The 20222-nt window shown below is 59.5% G+C and carries 21 protein-coding genes and 1 tRNA gene; 20 read left to right on the top strand and 2 right to left on the bottom strand.

Annotated features, from left to right (window positions below; genetic code table 11):
- The first annotated feature begins 105 nt into the window (after positions 1-105).
- Positions 106-1143: an aldo/keto reductase gene (locus KBA32_RS04315; RefSeq protein ID WP_294355791.1), complete on the top strand. Its 1038-nt coding sequence runs from the start codon at positions 106-108 to the stop codon at positions 1141-1143.
- Positions 1050-2225, top strand: a complete 1176-nt coding sequence (locus KBA32_RS04310; RefSeq protein ID WP_294355883.1) for a LacI family DNA-binding transcriptional regulator — start codon at positions 1050-1052, stop codon at positions 2223-2225. The genes KBA32_RS04315 and KBA32_RS04310 overlap by 94 nt, the downstream gene beginning before the upstream one ends.
- 59 nt (positions 2226-2284) lie before the next feature.
- Here the strand turns inward: KBA32_RS04310 and KBA32_RS04305 are convergent, their stop codons facing one another.
- Entirely contained in the window at positions 2285-2500 is a 216-nt protein-coding gene (locus KBA32_RS04305) for a DUF465 domain-containing protein (protein ID WP_294355788.1), read from the bottom strand.
- A 306-nt stretch (positions 2501-2806) separates the two neighbouring features.
- Between KBA32_RS04305 and KBA32_RS04300 the strand changes: the two genes are divergently transcribed.
- Positions 2807-3742: a CobD/CbiB family protein gene (locus KBA32_RS04300; RefSeq protein WP_367113740.1), complete on the top strand. Its 936-nt coding sequence runs from the start codon at positions 2807-2809 to the stop codon at positions 3740-3742.
- Positions 3743-3778: 36 nt separating this feature from the next.
- Positions 3779-4960, top strand: a complete 1182-nt coding sequence (locus tag KBA32_RS04295; RefSeq protein ID WP_294355785.1) for an acetyl-CoA C-acyltransferase family protein — start codon at positions 3779-3781, stop codon at positions 4958-4960.
- A gap of 10 nt (positions 4961-4970) precedes the next feature.
- Here KBA32_RS04295 and KBA32_RS04290 read toward each other — a convergent pair whose 3' ends face one another.
- On the bottom strand, positions 4971-6179 hold the full coding sequence (locus KBA32_RS04290; protein WP_294355783.1) for a DUF1343 domain-containing protein: 1209 nt from the start codon (positions 6177-6179) through the stop codon (positions 4971-4973).
- Between the two features lie 140 nt (positions 6180-6319).
- Here KBA32_RS04290 and glmM point away from each other — a divergent pair, with 140 nt between their 5' ends.
- The 16 genes from glmM to nuoL all read left to right on the top strand — a co-directional run.
- Entirely contained in the window at positions 6320-7687 is a 1368-nt protein-coding gene (gene glmM, locus KBA32_RS04285) for a phosphoglucosamine mutase (RefSeq protein ID WP_294355781.1), read from the top strand.
- 153 nt (positions 7688-7840) lie between these two features.
- Positions 7841-8596, top strand: coding sequence for a triose-phosphate isomerase (gene tpiA, locus KBA32_RS04280; protein WP_294355778.1), 756 nt, complete (start codon positions 7841-7843; stop codon positions 8594-8596).
- Between the two features lie 9 nt (positions 8597-8605).
- Positions 8606-8965 carry a preprotein translocase subunit SecG gene (gene secG / locus KBA32_RS04275; RefSeq protein ID WP_294355777.1) on the top strand — a complete coding sequence of 120 codons (360 nt, stop codon included), beginning with the start codon at positions 8606-8608 and terminating at the stop codon, positions 8963-8965.
- A gap of 62 nt (positions 8966-9027) precedes the next feature.
- Positions 9028-9112: transfer RNA gene (locus KBA32_RS04270), tRNA-Leu, on the top strand.
- Between the two features lie 61 nt (positions 9113-9173).
- The gene (gene ndhC / locus KBA32_RS04265; RefSeq protein WP_294355775.1) at positions 9174-9548 is read left to right on the top strand and encodes an NADH-quinone oxidoreductase subunit A; all 375 of its coding nucleotides are present in this window, start codon (positions 9174-9176) and stop codon (positions 9546-9548) included.
- Between the two features lie 3 nt (positions 9549-9551).
- Positions 9552-10028, top strand: coding sequence for an NADH-quinone oxidoreductase subunit B family protein (locus KBA32_RS04260; RefSeq protein ID WP_294355771.1), 477 nt, complete (start codon positions 9552-9554; stop codon positions 10026-10028).
- An 18-nt stretch (positions 10029-10046) separates the two neighbouring features.
- Positions 10047-10652, top strand: a complete 606-nt coding sequence (locus tag KBA32_RS04255) for an NADH-quinone oxidoreductase subunit C (RefSeq protein WP_294355769.1) — start codon at positions 10047-10049, stop codon at positions 10650-10652.
- Complete coding sequence (locus tag KBA32_RS04250) at positions 10645-11898, top strand: NADH-quinone oxidoreductase subunit D (protein ID WP_294355766.1); 1254 nt, start codon at positions 10645-10647, stop codon at positions 11896-11898. The genes KBA32_RS04255 and KBA32_RS04250 overlap by 8 nt, the downstream gene beginning before the upstream one ends.
- Entirely contained in the window at positions 11898-12371 is a 474-nt protein-coding gene (gene nuoE / locus KBA32_RS04245) for an NADH-quinone oxidoreductase subunit NuoE (RefSeq protein ID WP_294355764.1), read from the top strand. Before KBA32_RS04250 ends, nuoE begins: the two co-directional genes overlap by 1 nt.
- A complete protein-coding gene (gene nuoF, locus KBA32_RS04240; protein WP_294355878.1) occupies positions 12371-13699 on the top strand; it encodes an NADH-quinone oxidoreductase subunit NuoF in 1329 nt (442 codons plus the stop codon). Before nuoE ends, nuoF begins: the two co-directional genes overlap by 1 nt.
- Before the next feature lie 9 nt (positions 13700-13708).
- Positions 13709-16045, top strand: coding sequence for an NADH-quinone oxidoreductase subunit NuoG (gene nuoG / locus KBA32_RS04235; RefSeq protein ID WP_294355762.1), 2337 nt, complete (start codon positions 13709-13711; stop codon positions 16043-16045).
- A 59-nt stretch (positions 16046-16104) separates the two neighbouring features.
- The gene (nuoH, locus tag KBA32_RS04230) at positions 16105-17151 is read left to right on the top strand and encodes an NADH-quinone oxidoreductase subunit NuoH (protein WP_294355874.1); all 1047 of its coding nucleotides are present in this window, start codon (positions 16105-16107) and stop codon (positions 17149-17151) included.
- A gap of 14 nt (positions 17152-17165) precedes the next feature.
- The gene (gene nuoI / locus KBA32_RS04225; RefSeq protein WP_294355870.1) at positions 17166-17654 is read left to right on the top strand and encodes an NADH-quinone oxidoreductase subunit NuoI; all 489 of its coding nucleotides are present in this window, start codon (positions 17166-17168) and stop codon (positions 17652-17654) included.
- 14 nt (positions 17655-17668) lie between these two features.
- Positions 17669-18271, top strand: a complete 603-nt coding sequence (locus KBA32_RS04220; protein WP_294355759.1) for an NADH-quinone oxidoreductase subunit J — start codon at positions 17669-17671, stop codon at positions 18269-18271.
- 129 nt (positions 18272-18400) lie between these two features.
- A complete protein-coding gene (gene nuoK / locus KBA32_RS04215; protein ID WP_367113742.1) occupies positions 18401-18709 on the top strand; it encodes an NADH-quinone oxidoreductase subunit NuoK in 309 nt (102 codons plus the stop codon).
- Position 18710: 1 nt separating this feature from the next.
- The coding region (gene nuoL, locus KBA32_RS04210) for an NADH-quinone oxidoreductase subunit L (RefSeq protein WP_294355753.1) at positions 18711-20222 on the top strand (1512 nt) is incomplete at its 3' end.

The raw sequence follows: 20222 nt of genomic DNA, 5'->3' as shown, positions 1-20222 counted from the left end.
ACAGTGATTGAACGCTGCCAATTTGTAGTCAAATCGCGAAACGTTTCGTCCTTGCTTTTGATGATTGAAACGAAACGTTTCGCTTCTCAGTGAAAGGAAGTATTCATGGAAAATCAGACCTTCGCGATTGCCGCCGATGGCGTCGATCCGTCGCGTGTGCCCTACAAGACGCTCCATACCGGCGCTCGCATTCCCTGTATCGGAATCGGAACGTTCGGCTCCGACCGCTTCTCCGGCGAGGAAGTCGCCGCCGCCGTGCTCGGCGCGATCTCGGTCGGTTATCGGCACGTCGATTGCGCGTCGGTGTACGCCAATGAACACCTGATCGGCGAGAGCCTGCAGAAGGCCGTCGCCGGCGGCATCAAGCGCGAAGACCTGTTCATTACCTCCAAAGTCTGGAACAACATGCACGGCGAGGGCGACATCCTGCTCTCGGTCGCGAAAACGCTGAAAGACCTGCGCCTCGATTACCTCGACCTCTTCCTCGTGCACTGGCCGTTCCCGAACCACCACGCCACCGGCGTCAGCGTCAATTCGCGCGATCCGCACGCCGTGCCGTACATCCACGAAAACTACATGAAGACCTGGCGGCAGATGGAGCGGTTGGTCGATATGGGCTTGGTGAAGGCGATCGGCACGTCGAACGTGACGGTACCGAAGCTCAAGCTGATCCTGCGTGACGCGCGGATCAAGCCGGCGGTCAATGAGATGGAACTGCACCCGCACTTCCAGCAGCCGGCGCTTTTTCAGTTCTGCCTGGACAACAACATCGTCCCGATCGGCTACAGCCCGATCGGCTCGCCGAATCGGCCGGACCGCGACAAGACGGACACCGACACAGTCGACGTCGAAGACCCGGTCGTCGTCGCCATCGCCAAGCGCCTGGGCGTGCATCCGGCGCTCGTCTGCCTGAAGTGGGCGGTGCAGCGCGGGCAGATTCCGATCCCGTTCAGCATCCACCGCAAGAACTACCTCGCGAACATTCGCAGCGTGACCGAGAATCTCCTGTCCGACGACGAAATGAAGGCGATGGCCGGCATCGACAGGAACTGCCGCCTGATCAAGGGTCAGGTCTTCCTCTGGCCGACGGCGAAGGACTGGCCGGATCTCTGGGACGAGGACGGGACGATCGCCGGCGCGTAGCCATAGGCGGCAATCCATCGCAGGCCCGGCCGACGAGCGCCGGGTCCGTCCAGCCGGCAGACAGCGAGGCACCCGGAATTTCAGTTACCATCAAGGACGTCGCCCGACATACGGGACTTTCGATCGCGACCATCTCCAAGTTCATCAACGGCGGCAACGTGCTGGAGCGGAACCGGGAGGCCATCGCGCAGGCGATCAGTGACCTCGGATTCCACGTCAACGAGATCGCGCGCGGCCTGAAAACGAGTCGCACGATGACGGTCGGCGTCCTCATCCCCGACCTCGAAAACGTCTTCTGCACGAGCATCGTCGCGCACATCGAGAATACGCTGCTGCGGGCCGGCTACAGCAGCCTCATCTGCGACTATCGCGAGGATAGGGCGCTCGAACGCGAGAAACTGGAGTTCCTGGCCAAGAAGTCGGTCGACGGCTTCATCTACATGCCGCTCGGCAATCAGGAGGATGTCGTCGCACGCTTCCTTGAACGATCGCTCCCGGTCATCCTGATCGACCGTCCGCTGTCGGGCCTCGCTTGCGACACGGTGCTCGTCGACAACCTGAACGCAGCTTACGGCGCGATCGAACACCTCATCCATCACGGACATCGGCGCATCGGGATCATCGCCGGACCACCCGGAGTCTACACCGCGCAGGAACGCCTCAGGGGCTATCGGCGCGTGCACGAGGACTTTGACCTGCCGATCGCCGACGACCTGATTCTCGAGGGCGACTACAGCCTGGAGAGCGGCCATCGCCTGATGGACCAATTACTCAAGCGCCCGGACCCGCCGTCGGCGGTCTTCGTCACGAACTATGAAATGACGCTCGGCGCGATCATGGCGCTGAACGAGTCGCCGATTCGCGTGCCCGACGAACTGTCGATCATCGGCTTCGACAACCAGCAACTCGCCCGCATCGTCAAACCGGCGCTGACCATCGTCGTGCAGCCGATTCAGGCGATCGGCGAGACGGCGGCGGCGTTGCTGCTGAAGCGCTTGCGTGGCGATCGTGCCGGCTTTCCGGCGATACACCGGCTGAAAACGCGTCTGGTCATGGGTGCGTCGGTCAAACGCTCGGACTAGCCCCCGCGACGCGCATCAGGCGCCTGCCTTCGTTGCGCAAAGGCAGGTGGCCCCGGATCTCAGGCGGGCACGTCCGGGACGAGCATTCGTTCGAGATGGTAAATCTTGTCCTTGAGCAGGAGCTTGCGCTTCTTGAGGCGGTGGATCAGCAGCTGATCCTGTTCCGGTAAAGGGGTGCTGGCGAGGTGGTCGATTATCAGGTTCAGGTCGCGGTGCTCCACCTCGAGTTCGTTCAAGGTGGCGCGTGCGTTGGTAATTTCTTCTTCGGTCAGCATCGTTCAACGTCCCATAGGTTGGTATCAGATTCGCGCAAAGGAAAACCGTGAATACCGCTTGATTGGCCAGGATTCGACCACGGCTTTCTTCACCCTCTGCGAGCGCCGGATCGCCCCGTTCAAGGGCTCCGATGCACCACATTGAGGCCTATGGTAGGCGCGCCCAAGGCAAAAGACAACGACGATCTTGCGCTTCCCGGCGGCGCGCCGAAGCCCGGATACGGCGCCGTTCGGCGTGATCGAACTATGGTATCTTGGCCCGTTCGGTTCCCTGAACAGCGGCCGTTGCCGCGTGATCGTCATCTCATGGGCATGGCACTTTTTGCACTGATCGCCGTTCTGCTGATCGAGCAGATGCGGCCCTTGCCGTACCGGCAGGCGGTGCTGGAGCCGCTCGGGCGGCTGGCGCGCCTGCTTGAGGGCGTGTTCAACGCCGGCGAGCACCGCTACGGCGTCGTGGCCTGGCTGGTCGCGGTCGGCGGGCTCGTACTCGTCGCCGTCGTGGTCCATATCTCGCTGGCGGCGCTCAGTCCGCCCCTTGCCTGGCTCTGGAACGTCCTCGTCCTCTACCTCACGCTCGGCTTTCGGCAGTTCAGCCATCATTTCACGAACATTCAGTTTGCCTTGCGCATGGAAGACCTGCCGCGTGCGCGCAAGGCCCTGGGCGAATGGCGCGCGTGTTCGGCCGAAGGGCTCGCGGCGTCCGACCTGGCGCGCCTGGCGATCGAAGAGGCGCTAGCCGCTTCGCACCGGCACGTGTTCGCCGTGCTCCTCTGCTTCATCCTGCTGCCCGGCCCGTGCGGTGCAGTCCTCTATCGCACGGCCGCCTTCCTTGCCGATACCTGGGGCCGGCGCGAGGAAGACGAGGCGGGGTCGTTCGGCGTCTTCTCGCGCCAGGCGTTCGCCGTCATCGACTGGCTGCCGGCCCGGGCGACGGCGGCGGGCTTCGCCATCGTCGGCAACTTCGAGGATGCCGTCTATTGCTGGCGAAACCAGGTCGGCCGCTGGGCGGACAACGCCCGGGGCGGGTGCGCGGGCGTCGTCCTGGCGAGCGGCGCTGGCGCCTTGGGAGTCCGCCTTGGCGTGCCCGCGGCCGGAGATGACGTGATCGACGCGGTGGAGATCGGCGAGGCGGCCGACGTCGATTTCATGCAAGGCGCGGTCGGACTCGTCTGGCGCGCCTTGCTGCTGTGGTTGTCGCTGATGCTGCTGATCACGTTTGCCGGGCTGGTCGGCGGATAGGTCGGCGGCACCGTTCATTTTCCGGGGGAGAGCAGAATGGGTCGAGACGTCGTGGTGTTGAGTGCCGTTCGTTCCGCAGTGGGTACCTTTGGCGGGGCGCTGGCCGGGATCGAACCGGCGGAACTTGCCGGTCTCGTTATGCGCGAGGCCGTCGCCCGATCGGCGGCCGAGGCCGGGCGGATCGGCTACGTCACGCTCGGTACCTGCATCCCGACCGATGCGCGCTACCCCTACGTTGCGCGCGTCGCGTCGATCCAGGCCGGCCTGCCGATGGGTTCGGTCGCCATGCAGGTCAATCGCCTGTGCTCGTCGGGGTTGCAGGCGATCGTCAGCTCGGCGCAGAACATCCTGCTCGGCGACAGCGACTATGCGATCGGCGGCGGCGTCGAGGTCATGTCGCGCGGCGGCTACATGCTGCCGGCCTTGCGCTCCGGCGCGCGCATGGGCGACACGCAGGCGATCGACATGATGGTCTCGGTGCTGACCGATCCCTTTGGCGTCGGGCACATGGGGGTCACCGCCGAGAACCTCGCCGTCAAGTGGGACATCTCGCGCGAAGAACAGGACGCGTTTGCCGTCGAATCGCAGCGCCGCGCCGCACAGGCGATCGCGGACGGGCGTTTCCGCACGCAGATCGTTCCGGTCGTCGTGAAGACGCGCAAGGGCGACGTCGTGTTCGACACCGACGAACACTGCCGGCCGGGCACGACGCTCGAAGCTCTGGCCAAAATGAAGCCGGCGTTCAAAAAGGACGGGACGGTGACAGCGGGCAACGCTTCTGGCATCAACGACGGCGCCGCCTTCCTCGTCCTCGCCGAGGCGGACGTCGCGGCGCGGGCGGGGCAGCGGCCGATTGCCCGCCTCGCCGCCTACGCGCTGGCCGGCGTGCCGAACGAGATCATGGGCGAAGGGCCGATTCCGGCGACGCAGGCGGCGCTCAGGAAAGCGGGCTTGACGCTGGAACAGATGGACGTGATCGAGGCCAACGAAGCCTTCGCCGCGCAGGCGCTGGCGGTGATGCGCAGCCTCGGCCTCGATCCCGGGAAGACGAATCCGAACGGCGGTGCGATCGCGCTCGGCCATCCGGTCGGCTGCTCGGGCGCGTTCATCGCGACCAAGGCGCTGTACGAGTTGCAGCGTATCGGAGGTCGCTATGCGCTGGTGACGATGTGCATCGGCGGCGGGCAGGGCATCGCGGCGATTTTCGAGCGCCTCTGAGCGCGCGCGGTCAGTAGAGCAGGAATTCAGCGCGCTCCGCGCTCCACGCTGTCTCGTCGTGTCGGGCCAGGTGGTCCAGGTCGTCGGGCAGGGCGGCGGGGTCGTCGACCCAGTCGCGCAGCAACGGGCTGCCGTTGATGAGGTCGATGGCCAGGCGGTCGTGCTCGTACTCATAGGCAAAGTCGCGCCACAGCGGATAGTCCGGCTGCAGGCGCCGGATCGCCTTGAAGGCGAGGCTCTGCAGCCGCCACGGACGGAAGCCGTCGTGGCGGTAGCGGCCGTTGTCGACGTGGATCTGGAGCCCGTTGCACAAAGTGCCGGTGTGCTTGTGAAAGGTCGGCTCGAACCAGCAATCGCGCAGGATGCAGCCGTCGAGCCAGCCGGGTGCGAGCGTCTGCATCTCTGCGAGCACGGCACGCGCGTCAAGATCAGGCGCGCCGAACAGTTCGAGCGGGCGGGTCGTGCCGCGGCCTTCGGAGAGCGTCGTCCCTTCGAGCATGACGGTGCCGGCGTAGCAGCGCGCCATCGAGAGATTCGGCGCGTTCGGGCTCGGGTTGATCCAGCAGCGCTCGTCGAGCGGCCAGCCGAAGCCGGGCGCTGCGTCCGGCTGCCAGCCTTCCATCGCGATGACCCGGCAGTCGACGTCGATCCTGAAGCGGGCGATGAACCAGCGCGCCAGTTCGCCCATCGTCAGGCCGTGGCGCATCGGCATCGGGCCGGCGCCGACGAAACTCTCCCAACCGCGGCGCAGCGTCAGCCCCTCGACTGGCCGTCCGGCCGGGTTGGGCCGGTCGAGAATCCACACCGCCTTGCCCGCCGCGGCGGCGGCTTCGAGCAGGTAGCGCAGGGTCGTGATGAAGGTGTAGATGCGGCAGCCGAGATCCTGGAGGTCGATCAGCAGGACGTCAAAAGTGTCCATCATCCCGGCAGTCGGTCGCCTGACTGTGCCGTACAGGCTGAAGACCGGGATGCCGTGGCGCGGATCGACGAAATCCGGCGATTCGACCATGTTGTCCTGCTTGTCGCCGCGCAAGCCGTGCTGCGGGCCGAAAGCAGCGCTGAGTTGGATGTCAGCAAGCGTGGCGAGCGCGTCGATGGCGTGTGTGAGGTTCGTCGTGACCGATGCCGGGTGGGCGAGCAGGGCTACGCGCTTGCCGGCCAGCGGCTTGCGCAAGGCGGGATCGGCAAGCAGGCGGTCAAGACCGAAGATAACGGACATGGCGGACTCTCGGGGAAATGAGGCAGCGATTCTAACGGGTTGCGATTGCCGGAAACCAGTCCGGCATGTGTTTCCGGAACGACGTTCATTACAATGGCGGTTTTCACCGCACATCGTGTGTTCGGCAGGAGAGATCAAAAATGACGAGAAGGTACTTTGGAACAGACGGCGTGCGCGGACGCGTGGGGCAGTCGCCGATTACGCCGGATTTTGTGATGCACCTCGGCTATTCGGCCGGCAAGGTGCTGGTCGCGCATGAAAGCGCAAGCGGACACCTGAAAGCGGGCGAACGCCCCGCCGTGCTGATCGGCAAGGACACGCGCATTTCCGGCTACATGCTCGAGGCTGCGCTTGAGGCGGGTTTCGCCGCAGCGGGTGTCGACGTTTGCCTGGTCGGGCCGATGCCGACACCGGCGGTGGCCTACCTCACACGCGCGCTGCGCCTGCAGGCGGGGATCGTCATTTCCGCCTCGCACAACCCGTTCTACGACAACGGGATCAAGTTTTTTTCGGCGCACGGCACCAAGCTGGACGATGCGATCGAGGCCGGGATCGAGGGCGGCATCGACGCGCCGATCGTCTGCGTACAGTCGTCGGAGCTCGGGCGCGCGCGCCGCATCGACGACGCGGCCGGGCGCTACATCGAGTTCTGCAAGAGCACCTTCCCGAACGATCTCGATCTGCGCGGGCTGAAGATCGTCGTCGATTGCGCGCACGGGGCGGCTTACCACATCGCGCCGCATGTCTTCCATGAACTCGGCGCGGAGGTGATCGCCATCGGCGCCGAGCCGAATGGCTTGAACATCAACAAGGACGTCGGGGCGACGGCAACCGGTGCCCTGAGCAAGGCCGTGCTCGAGAACCAGGCCGACCTGGGTATCGCGCTTGACGGCGACGCCGACCGGGTGATGATGGTCGACTCGTCCGGGCAGGTGTATGACGGCGACCAGCTGCTGCTCGCCGTCGTCAAGAGCCGCTTGCGCCAGGGTCCGGTCGCGGGCGTCGTCGGTACCCTTATGACCAATCTCGCCTTCGAACACGCGCTGGCAGAGCTCGACGTTCCGTTTGCCCGCGCTGCAGTTGGCGATCGCTACGTGCTCGAAATGTTGCGCGAAAAGGGCTGGTTGTTCGGCGGCGAAAACTCCGGACACATCCTCTGTCTCGACAAGCATACGACCGGAGATGGCATCGTCTCCGCGCTACAGGTGCTGACCGCCATCCGTCAGAACGGCGGCGAGCCGGGAAAACTGCTCGGCCAACTCGCGCTGTATCCGCAGCTCCTGATCAACGTGCCGCTCGTGAAAGGCTTCCCGTGGAAGGATCATCCGATGATCAACACGGCGCGCGCCGAGGTCGAGACGGAGCTGAACGGCGAGGGGCGGGTGCTCCTGCGGGCGTCCGGGACCGAGCCTTTGCTGCGCGTGATGGTCGAGGGGCGCGATTCTGCGAAGGTGCAATCGGCAGCTGAAAAGCTCGCGGCCGCGGTGCGGGAAGCGGTTTCGTCGTAACCTGACCCCACAACGAATGCAACACGGTTGGGCGTGAGACTCGGACGGCATGTGCCGGCGACCGCGGGTCCATCTGACTTTCGTGATGGCCGCGAACAATTGACCGGTCCGGCCCTGGCTGACTATAATTCCCACTTTTTTACGGGGTACCTTATGCGCCAAAAGCTCGTAGCAGGAAACTGGAAAATGCATGGTGGTTTGAAGTCCAACCAGCAATTGCTTCAGGACGTCGTTGCAGGTGCTGCTGACTTGAACGGCGTATCCGTTGCCGTTTGTGTTCCTTTCCCCTACCTGGCTCAGGCGCAATCCGCTCTGACCGGTACGGTCGTCGCGTGGGGCGCGCAGAACTTGAGCGAGCACGCGCAGGGCGCCTTCACCGGTGAGGTCAGCGCTTCGATGCTGCAGGATTTTGCTTGCCGTTACGTTCTTGTTGGTCACTCGGAGCGTCGGTCCATCTATGGCGAATCCGACGCGGTCATCGCCGAGAAGTTCGCTGCGGCGCTGGCGGCCGGTTTGCGGCCGGTTCTCTGCGTTGGCGAGACGCTGGCTCAGCGTGAGGCCGGTCAGACCGTCGATGTTGTGTCCGCGCAAATTGATGCTGTCCTCAAGCGTGCCGGTGTTGCCGCGTTTGCCAACGCCGTGGTTGCGTATGAGCCGGTCTGGGCAATCGGTACTGGCCGCACCGCGACTTCCGAGCAGGCTCAGGAAGTGCACGCTGCGATTCGCGCGCAAATCGCGCAAGCCGATGCCGGTGTTGCCAGCGGTCTGCAGATCCTTTACGGCGGCAGCGTGAAGCCGGGTAACGCAGTCGAGCTGTTCGGCATGCCCGACATTGACGGTGGTTTGATCGGTGGCGCCGCGCTGGTTGCTGCCGATTTCCTGGCGATTTGCCGCGCTGGCGCAAAATAAAGAATCGACATGGAATATCTGTTCTCTGTAGTACTGGTGGTCCATATTCTTGCAGCCTTGGGTGTGATCGGCCTCGTGCTGGTTCAGCACGGCAAGGGTGCGGATATGGGCGCCGCTTTTGGCAGTGGGGCGTCCGGTAGCCTTTTTGGGGCGACCGGGTCGGCCAACTTCCTGAGCAGAACCACGGCCGTGTTGGCGACGGTGTTCTTCGTCACCAGCCTGTTGCTGGCCTATGTGGCCTCAAGCGCGCCAAAAACGACTGGCAGTGTGATGCAGGATACGGTAGAATCGACGCCTGCTTCCGGGGCCGTAGAAAAGGCTGGAGATGCTGGAAATACTGGCTCCAAGGCGAAGGATATTCCGAATTAGTTGTGAGTTTCTGGTGGGGAGGTTGTGTGTTCCCTCGTTTTGTCCCCGCCAGACGAAAAAATGCCGACGTGGTGAAATTGGTAGACACGCTATCTTGAGGGGGTAGTGACTTCGGTCGTATGAGTTCGAGTCTCATCGTCGGCACCAAGTTGGGCCATTCGCTGTTGTGATGGCCTGCGTCTGAATACGAGCGATAGCGTGGCGAATCATGCTTGAAAACTACTTCCCGGTTTTTGTGTTTGTTTTGGTGGGCCTGGTATTTGGAATAGCCCCCGTTATCACCGGGATGGTGGTTGCGCCGCATCGCCCCGATAGCGAGAAGCTTTCGCCGTATGAATGCGGCTTCGAGGCTTTCGAAGATGCGCGCATGAAGTTCGATGTGCGCTACTACCTCATCTCGATCCTGTTCATCCTTTTTGACCTTGAGGTCGCCTTTCTGGTGCCTTGGGCGACCATCTTTGGCGAAATCGTAAGCACGGATTCGGTCAAGGTGTTTGGCTTTATCGAAATGCTCGTTTTTATTGTCATTCTGGTCGTTGGTTACGCTTATGCCTGGGCCAAGGGTGCGCTGGACTGGGAGTGAGCGATGGGAATTGATGGCGTTCTCCAAGAAGGCTTCATTACGACGACGGCCGACAAACTGATCAACTACGTGCGTACCGGCTCGATGTGGCCGATGAGTTTTGGTCTGGCTTGTTGTGCGATCGAGATGATCCACGCGGGGTGTTCTCGTTATGACCTGGACCGTTTCGGGATTGTTTTCCGGCCGAGTCCTCGTCAGTCGGATGTGATGATCGTTGCCGGTACGCTGACCAACAAGATGGCGCCGGCATTGCGCAAAGTCTATGACCAGATGGCCGAGCCGCGTTGGGTGATATCGATGGGAACCTGCGCCAATGGCGGTGGCTACTACCACTATGCCTATTCGGTCGTGCGGGGATGTGATCGGATTGTGCCCGTGGATATCTACGTCCCCGGCTGTCCTCCGACGGCTGAGGCGCTGATTTATGGCCTGATTCAGCTACAGAACAAGATTCGTCGCACAAGCACAATCGCTCGTTAATTTCTCCGAAAGTTAGTCATGTCCACCAAGCTTGATCTGCTGAGTTCGAATCTGCAAAAGCACATCGGGGACCGTATAGCATTGCGTCAGGTGGCCCTTGGTGAAGTTACGATCGATGTGGCGGCCTCTGATTACCTGGGTGTGATGGCCGCGCTGCGCGATGAACCGGAATTGCGCTTTGAGGAATTGATGGACTTGTGCGGTATCGACTACCTCACGTACAAGGACGGGAACTGGGGCGGAAAGCGCTTTGCGGTCGTTAGTCATCTCGTTTCCGTCGCAAACAACTGGCGCGTCCGGGTTCGTTGTTTTGCTCCTGACGATGCCTTCCCGTCTGTTCCTTCCGTGGCGTCGATCTGGAATTCGGCCAACTGGTTCGAGCGGGAGGCGTTCGACCTGTACGGGATCGTATTCCCTGGTCATGCGGACCTGAGGCGTATCCTGACCGATTACGGCTTTGTCGGGCATCCGTTCCGCAAGGATTTTCCGATCTATGGGTACGTCGAAATGCGCTACGACCCGGATCAGCAGCGCGTCGTTTATCAGCCAGTGACCGTTGAACCGCGTGAGGTTACTCCGCGTATTGTCCGGGAAGAGAATTACGGGGACGTTGAAAATGCCTGATATTCAGAATTACACGCTGAACTTCGGTCCACAGCATCCGGCGGCGCACGGCGTGCTGCGGATGGTGCTTGAGCTGGATGGTGAGGTTGTTCAGCGCGCGGACCCGCACATCGGCATGTTGCACCGCGCGACGGAGAAACTCGCGGAGACCAAGACTTGGGCCCAGTCTGTTCCTTACATGGATCGCCTCGATTACATGTCGATGATGTGCAACGAGCATGCGTATTGCATGGCCATCGAACGCATGCTGGGCGTCGAGGTGCCAGTTCGGGCGCAGTACATCCGTGTGATGTTCGACGAAATTACCCGGATTCTTAATCATTTGCTGTGGATTGGCTCACACGGACTTGATCTCGGTGCGATGACCATGATGCTCTACGCGATGCGCGAGCGTGAGGATCTGGTTGACTGCTATGAGGCAGTTTCAGGTTCGCGATGGCACGCGGCGTACTATCGTCCGGGCGGCGTCTACCGGGATCTCCCGGATACCATGCCGCAGTACAAGGAATCGAAGTGGAAGAGTGGCGCGAAGCTCAAGAAGCTGAATGAAGCGCGCAGCGGCTCGTTGCTCGATTTTCTCGATGATTTCGTTCGCCGGTTCCCCGGGATAGTTGACGAGTACGAAACGCTGCTGACCGACAATCGGATCTGGAAGCAGCGATTGGTCAATGTCGGTATTGTCTCGCCCGAGCGCGCCATGCAACTCGGCTTTACCGGGCCGATGCTTCGCGGTTCGGGTATCGCGTGGGACTTGCGCAAAAAGCAGCCCTATGAAGTTTATGGCCGGCTCGACTTCGATATTCCGGTTGGCGTGACGGGCGATTGTTACGACCGCTACCTCGTTCGTGTCGAGGAAATGCGCCAGTCGAACCGGATCATCAAGCAGTGCATCGACTGGTTGCGCGTTAACCCCGGTCCCGTGATTACCGACAACCACAAGGTGGCGTCACCGTCGCGGGCGAGCATGAAGGCGAGCATGGAAGAGTTGATTCATCACTTCAAGCTTTGCTCCGAAGGTATTCACGTTCCTGAAGGTCAGGTCTACTCGGCAGTTGAGCATCCGAAAGGGGAGTTCGGGATCTATGTCGTTTCCGATGGGGCAAACAAGCCGTATCGCTTGAAGATTCGCTCGCCGGGCTATGTTCATCTGTCGTCGATGGACGAATTGACCCGTGGTTACATGATCGCCGACGTGGTCACGATGGTAGGCACAATTGATATCGTTTTTGGTGAGATCGACCGTTAATGCTAAATACTGAATCTCTGAGCAGAATCGATCGCGAGATCAACAAGTATCCGCCCGATCAGAAACAGTCTGCCGTCATGGCCGCGCTCGCCATAGCGCAGGAAGAGTTGGGTTGGCTGCCAAGCGAGGCCATCGAATTCGTTGCCAACTATTTGGGCATGGCGCCGATGGCGGCCTATGAGGTCGCAAGTTTTTACAACATGTACGACCTCAAGCCTGTCGGAAAGTACAAGCTGACCGTATGCACCAATCTTCCTTGCATGCTTTCTGGCGGTGTTGATGCCGGCGAGTATCTCAAGCACAAGCTCGGTATCGGGTTCAACGAGACAACGCCGGACGGTCGGATCACCCTCAAGGAGGGTGAGTGCATGGGGGCTTGCGGGGATGCGCCGGTAATGCTGGTCAACAACCGTCGGATGTGCAGTTGCATGCAGCCAGAGCAGATCGACAAATTGCTGGCGGAGCTCGAATAATGGCGATTCTGGGTGCAATCAAACCGATGCTCACGGTCGGCTTGGAAGGACAAGACAAGTGGCAACTTGACGAATACCTGAAACGCGGTGGGTATTCGGCGTTGAAGAAAATCCTTGCGAACAAGACTCCGCAAGAAGATGTTATCAATGAAATCAAGAAGTCTGTTCTCCGCGGACGCGGCGGTGCAGGCTTCCCGACGGGCCTGAAGTGGAGCTTCATGCCGCGCGTTTTTCCCGGCGACAAATATGTTGTCTGCAATTCCGATGAGGGTGAGCCCGGTACTTTCAAGGATCGCGATATCCTCCTGTTCAACCCGCATGCGGTGATCGAGGGGATGACGATCGCGGCGTATGCGATGGGTGCAGCAAGGGGCTACAACTACATTCACGGTGAGGTCTGGGAGGTTTACAAACGCTTCGAGGAGGCGCTTGAAGAGGCTCGCAAGGCCGGTTTGTTGGGAAAGAGCATTCTCGGCTCAGGGTTCGATTTCGAGTTGTTCGCGCATCATGGTTACGGCGCATACATCTGCGGCGAAGAAACGGCGTTGCTCGAATCGATTGAAGGAAAGAAAGGGCAGCCACGCTTCAAGCCGCCGTTCCCGGCGAGTTTCGGCCTTTTCGGCAAGCCGACGACGATCAACAATACCGAGACTTTTGCTGCCGTTCCCTTCATCCTGAACGTTGGGGCGGATGCCTATCTTGACGCTGGAAAAGCCAATAACGGCGGGACAAAGCTTTTCTCGGTTTCCGGGCACGTGAATCGCCCCGGAAATTACGAGATACCACTCGGAACGCCCTTCTCGACCTTGCTTGAAATGGCTGGCGGCATGCGCGGCGGACGCAAGTTGAAGGCGTGTATTCCCGGTGGCTCGTCGTCGCCCGTATTGCCTGGCGATGTGATGATGGATTGCACCATGGACTACGATTCGATCAGCAAGGCTGGATCGATGCTCGGGTCGGGCGCAGTGATCGTCATGGACGAGAGCACCTGCATGGTCAAGGCGCTCGATCGACTCTCGTTCTTTTACTACGAAGAGTCGTGTGGCCAGTGCACGCCGTGTCGCGAGGGTACGAATTGGCTATACAAAGTCGTTCATAGAATCGAGAACGGCTTGGGGCGCCCGGAAGATCTCGGTCTGCTTGGCAGCATTACATCGAATATCATGGGGCGCACGATCTGTGCCCTGGGCGACGCGGCGTCGATGCCGGTGCAGAGTTTCATCAAGCACTTCCGCGACGAATTCGCTTATCACATTGAACACAAGAAGTGCCTGGTTCCGCTTGAAGTGCAACGCGCGGGAAGCGGCTTCTTCAAGGCATCGGTCTAAGGTAGCGTTATGCTAGACATTGAAATCGACGGCAAGCAGGTGCAGGTGCCCGCGGGTAGCACCATCATGGATGCAGCGCAGGCGGTTGGGGCATACATTCCGCATTTCTGCTACCACAAGAAGCTGTCAATCTCGGCGAACTGCAGAATGTGCTTGGTGCAGGTCGAGAAAGCGCCCAAACCATTACCGGCTTGCGCCACGCCGGTGACTGCCGGAATGAAGGTGTTCACCCATTCCGATCTGGCAGTGACGGCACAAAAAGGCGTGATGGAGTTCCTGTTGATCAATCACCCCCTCGATTGCCCGATTTGCGATCAGGGTGGCGAGTGTCAGTTGCAGGATCTGGCCGTTGGTTACGGCGGTAATGCGTCGCGCTACAACGAAGCAAAGCGCGTCGTGTTTCAAAAGAATGTCGGGCCGCTCATTTCGATGCAGGAGATGTCCCGGTGTATCCATTGCACCCGGTGCGTGCGGTTCGGGCAGGAGATTGCCGGTGTAATGGAACTCGGCATGGCTAATCGGAACATGCATTCCGAAATCCAAACTTTCGTCGGGCGTACCATTGATTCCGAACTTTCCGGAAACATGATTGATCTGTGCCCCGTCGGTGCCTTGACGTCCAAGCCTTTCCGGTATTCAGCGCGTAGTTGGGAGTTGTCGCGCCGCAAGTCGATCAGTTCGCATGACAGTCTTGGCTCGAATTTGACCGTGCAAGTGAAGAACGGCAAGGTCATGCGCGTGCTTCCGCGCGAAAACGAGGATGTCAATGAGTGCTGGATCTCGGACAGGGACCGCTTTTCGTACGAGGCACTGAATTCCGCCGATCGATTAACCAAGCCGATGGTCCGTGTTGACGGCGCACTCAGGGAAGTTGAGTGGAATGTCGCACTCGACTACGTTTGCCATGCATTAAAGGACATCGCGAAGACTCACTCCCCGGAATCAATCGCTGCGCTGGCTGCACCGAATTCAACGCTTGAAGAGTTGTATTTGCTCAAGAAGTTGATGACCGGGATCGGTTCGGGAAATATCGATTTCCGTCCTCGCCGGCGTGATTTTTCCACCGACGCCAAACTCAAGGGTGTCCCGTGGCTCGGCCTCAAGCTTTCTGAAATCAAGAGCTTGGATTCGGTTCTTGTCGTCGGCAGTTTCCTGCGAAAAGACCATCCGCTTTTCGCGCAGCGCTTGCGCCAGCTTGCGAAGAAGGGGGGCAAGGTCAGTCTGCTGACTGTGGCTACCGATGATCCATTGATCAACCTTCATGCCCAGATGACGGTCAAGCCGTCGGAGTTGATCGACACGCTGGCCGGCATTGTCAAGGCTGTCGCCGAGGTCAAGGGCGTTACAGTTCCCGTTGGGCTTGAGTCGGTTGCACCCTGTGCAACGAGCGTCTCGATTGCCCGGAGCCTGGTCGATGGCGAACAGCGGGCGGTATTCCTTGGTAATGTCGCAGAGCAGCATCCTCGCGCGGCGCAACTTCACGCACTTGCAGCGACGCTTTCCGATCTGATCGGAGGACGGTTGGGATTCATCACCGAGGCTGCGAACACGGTTGGCGGCTATTTGGTGAATGCACTGCCAACCGGGCTCAATGCTTACGAGATGTTCGCCCAGCCGCGAAAAGCCTACATTCTGCTGGGTGTCGAGCCCGACCTGGATTGCCACAATCCGCTGCTTGCGACAGAAGCGCTCAAGCAGGCGTCGCTGGTCGTCGCAATGTCGCCGTACAAGCATTCCGCAGCGCTCGAGTACGCGGATGTCTTGCTGCCTGTTGCACCGTTTACCGAGTCTTCCGGGACTTTCGTGAATGCCGAGGGACGAATTCAGAGCTTTAACGGTGTGGTGAGACCTCTTGGCGATACGCGCCCCGGGTGGAAGGTTCTGCGAGTACTCGGGAATCTCCTTGGGCTTGCCGGATTCAACCACGAGTCGAGTGAGCAGGTGAGAGACGAGGTGATGCCAGGTGCGGGGCAATTCGCCGACGGACTGAATAACGCGATTGTTGACTTGCCTCTGGTGCTTGAGCAGTCCGAACCATCAGCCTCGCTTCAGAGGATTGCGCAGGTGCCGATCTACTTCTCGGATGCGTTGGTACGACGGGCGGCGTCGCTTCAGATGACGAAGGATTCGGCCGTTCCCACCGTGCGGTTGGCCGCGGAAACGATTGAGAATCTGGGCTTGAGTGTTGGGGGGGCTGTGCGTGTAACCCAGAATGCCGGACAGGCACTTCTCGAGGTCGAGGTTGACGATGCTGTCCCGGCAGGCTGCGCCCGCGTTGTGGCGGGCCATGCCATGACGGCGATGCTGGGTGACATGTTCGGTGTGATTTCGGTGGAGCGCGCATGATGGTCGAGACGCTGCAACAACTATTGCCGACGTTCTTGATGCCGTACTTCGACGGTCTGATGCAGTTCGGCCAGGACGTCTTCGGCTCGAATTGGCAGAACGTGCTGACGTTGGTCTGGACGCTTATCAAGGTCATTCTGATCATCGCGCCGCTGCTTCTTATCGTCGCTTACGTCACGTTCTGCGAGCGTAAAGTTATCGGCTGGATGCAGGTGCGTATCGGCCCGAATCGGGTCGGTCCGTGGGGTTTGATTCAGCCGATCGCTGACGGCCTGAAGTTGATGCTCAAGGAAGTCACCATTCCTTCCGGAGCCGATAAGTCGGTCTTTCTGCTGGCTCCGGTCTTCGCGTTTGCCCCCGCTCTTGTCGCCTGGGCGGTTATCCCCTTCAACGATGTCCTGGTTCTCGCGAATGTGAACGCGAGTCTGCTGTTCATCATGGGGGTCACGTCAATCGGTGTCTATGGCATCGTTTTGGCGGGCTGGGCCTCGAATTCCAAGTACGCGTTTCTCGGCGGAATGCGCTCGGCCGCACAGATGGTTTCCTACGAAGTTGCGATGGGGCTTGCGCTCGTTGTCGTGCTGATGGTTTCGAACAGTCTGAACCTGGTCGATATCGTCAAGGGGCAGGGACAGGGGCGCTTTGCCGACATGGGTCTGGGCTTCCTGTCTTGGAATTGGCTCTCGCTGCTTCCGATGTTCGTTGTCTACATGGTTTCCATCGTCGCCGAGACGAACCGCGCGCCGTTTGACATGGCGGAAGGCGAGTCTGAAATCGTTGGCTATCACGTCGAGTATTCGGGCATGGCCTTCGCCGTATTCCAGCTCGCCGAGTATTCGGCGATGATCCTTTGCTCCACCATGGTTTCGCTGGTATTCCTTGGCGGATGGTTGTCACCGGTCGGCTTCCTGCCTGACAGCGCCTTCTGGTTGTTCGCAAAGATTTCTTCCATCATATTTTTCTTCTTCTGGATACGTGCAACGTTTCCGCGCTATCGCTATGACCAGATCATGCGTTTGGGCTGGAAGGTTTTTATACCGGTGTGTCTCGTCTGGCTCTTGGTTGTCGGCTGCTGGATGATGTCACCGTGGAATATCTGGAAGTGAGAGGCGAAGTGCCAATGGGATCGATAAAAGAGATTTTCAACAGCCTCTTTCTCCGCGAGCTGTTTAAAGGGATGTCCGTGACCGGGCGACACGTGTTCGCACGCAAGATCACCGTTCAGTATCCCGAGGAAAAGACACCACAAAGCTTTCGCTTCCGAGGTTTGCACGCGCTCCGGCGTTATCCCAACGGCGAAGAGCGTTGCATCGCGTGCAAGCTCTGCGAGGCCGTGTGCCCGGCGATGGCGATCGTTATCGAGTCGGCGGAGCGGGATGATGGTTCAAGACGTACGACGCGCTACGACATTGACTTCAACAAGTGCATCTTCTGTGGTTTCTGCGAGGAGGCGTGCCCGGTCGACGCGATCGTCGAGACGCGCGTTTATGAGTATCACGGGGAAAAGCGCGGCGACCTCTACTACACCAAGCCGATGTTGCTGGCCAATGGGGAGCGCTACGAGGCGCAAATCGCTGAAGACCGCGAGCTTGATTCGAAATACCGCTAACAGGCGCTGACAAGATGGAATTCAAGACGTTCGTTTTTTACTTTCTCTCCGCGATCCTGGTCTACGCTGCGTTGCGGGTTGTCACGTTGCGTAATCCGGTACATGCTGCGCTGCATCTGGTTCTGGCATTCTTTAGTGCGGCCGGTGTATGGATTCTTCTGCAAGCCGAGTTTCTTGCTATCGCGTTGATTCTTGTCTATGTCGGCGCGGTGATGGTCTTGTTCCTGTTCGTTGTCATGCTCCTGGACATCAATCTTGATCGCCTGCGCGAGGGATTCTGGAGTTACTTGCCATTGGGGGCGATTGTTGCACTCCTGATGGTCGCCGAGATGGGGCTCGTCCTTGGCGGGAGCTTCTTCAACTGGTTCGAGAAAGACGTTCCGCAGGCTGCCGCCGACTACAGCAACGTCCAGGCAGTCGGGCGCCTACTGTTTACTGACTACGTCTATCCGTTCGAACTTGCTTCAGTCATCCTTCTCGTCGGTATCGTAGCCGCCGTAGCACTCACGCTGCGCGGGAAGAGGAAGAGCAAGTCGGTTAGCCCGTCGCAGCAGGTTTTCGTCAAGTCGGCTGATCGCGTTCGAGTGCTGAAGATGCCGGCGGAAGGCAACGACTGATAGAACACGGATCAATGGAGTCAGGTAGTCGAATCCACCAACGGTGGTGATTAACGGGATGACGAGCTTCAGGTCGCACAGCTAGTTTTTGCTTGACGAAGCCTATCGCTAATAAGTAATCGGAGAGGCATTTTGCTTACACTGTCACATTTTTTGATACTCGGCGCCGTTCTGTTTGCCATTAGCATCGTCGGGATCTTCCTCAACAGGAAGAATCTGATCATCATCTTGATGTCCATCGAGTTGATGCTGCTCTCGGTGAATATGAACTTCATAGCCTTCTCCCACTACCTCCAGGATCTTGCCGGACAGATCTTCGTCTTCTTCATTTTGACGGTTGCTGCCGCCGAGTCGGCCATCGGGCTAGCTATTCTTGTCGTGCTGTTCCGTAACCTCAAAACCATCCATGTGGATGATCTGGACAGCTTGAAGGGCTAACATGGAAATGCAGAATATTTACTTGGCAGTGCCGCTGGCACCTCTTGTCGGCGCAGCGATTGCGGGTCTGTTTTGTCGGCTGATTCCGCGCTGGCTCGCCCATACCGCGACCATCCTCGGGGTCGCCACCGCTTTCGTCCTTTCTGTCGTTATCTTCAACGATGTCAAGGCCGGGAATACCTTTAACGGGCCGGTCTATGAGTGGCTTACCTCCGGCGATTACCGGTTTCAGGTCGGCTTCCTTATCGATCAATTGACGGTAACCATGATGCTTGTGGTCACGTTTGTGTCCCTGATGGTTCACATCTACACGATCGGCTATATGCGTGACGATCCGGGCTACAACCGCTTCTTCAGTTACATCGCGCTGTTTACCTTTGCCATGCTCATGCTGGTCATGAGCAACAATTTCATGCAGTTGTTCTTCGGCTGGGAGGCGGTCGGTCTCGTCTCGTACCTGCTGATCGGTTTTTGGTATACCCGGCCGACAGCGATTGTCGCCAACATGAAGGCTTTTCTGGTTAACCGTGTGGGCGACTTTGGTTTCATCCTCGGTATTGGCCTGGTCCTGGCGCATTTCGGGACGCTGGATTACAAGACGGTGTTTGAACAAGCGCCTACTCTCGCAACTGCGACATTGACATTGGTTCCAGGCTACGAGTGGGGCACAGTTTCGCTGATGAGCGCCATTTGCATCCTCCTGTTCATCGGCGCGATGGGTAAGTCGGCCCAGGTCCCTCTGCACGTGTGGCTCCCTGATTCGATGGAGGGCCCGACACCTATCTCGGCACTTATCCATGCCGCCACAATGGTTACCGCCGGTATCTTCATGGTTGCGCGGATGTCGCACCTGTTCGAGTTGTCCGATACGGCTTTGTCGTTCGTCATCATCATTGGTTCGATCACAGCGCTGTTCATGGGCTTCCTTGGCGTGATCCAGAATGACATCAAGCGGGTTGTCGCCTATTCGACGCTATCGCAGCTTGGCTACATGACCGTTGCGTTGGGTGCGTCAGCCTACTCCGTCGCAATCTTTCACTTGATGACTCACGCCTTCTTCAAGGCACTGCTCTTCCTCGGTGCAGGCTCGGTCATCATTGGAATGCATCACGATCAGGACATTCGGAACATGGGTGGGTTGCGCAAGTACATGCCGGTCACGTGGTTGACGTCGCTGGTTGGTTCGCTTGCGCTCATCGGGACACCTTTCTTCGCCGGCTTTTACTCGAAGGACTCGATCATCGAGGCGGTGGCCTTGTCGCACATCACAGGCTCGGGTTTCGCGTATTTTTCGGTCATGGCCGGCGTCTTCATCACGGCTTTCTACTCGTTCCGCATGTACTTCCTGGTCTTCCACGGTGAAGAGCGTTTTGGCAAAGCACATGCTGACGGCGCCCATCACGATGCACATGCGAAGCATGCTGGCGATGATGACCACGGTAGCGCCGACGATGTACACGAGCATCACGGTCTCAAGCCTGGGCAGAAACCGCATGAGACGCCGTGGGTTGTT

The organism is Propionivibrio sp. (genome assembly GCF_017995515.1).
Taxonomy (GTDB): domain Bacteria; phylum Pseudomonadota; class Gammaproteobacteria; order Burkholderiales; family Rhodocyclaceae; genus Propionivibrio.
This window is presented reverse-complemented; position numbering and strand designations above follow the sequence as displayed.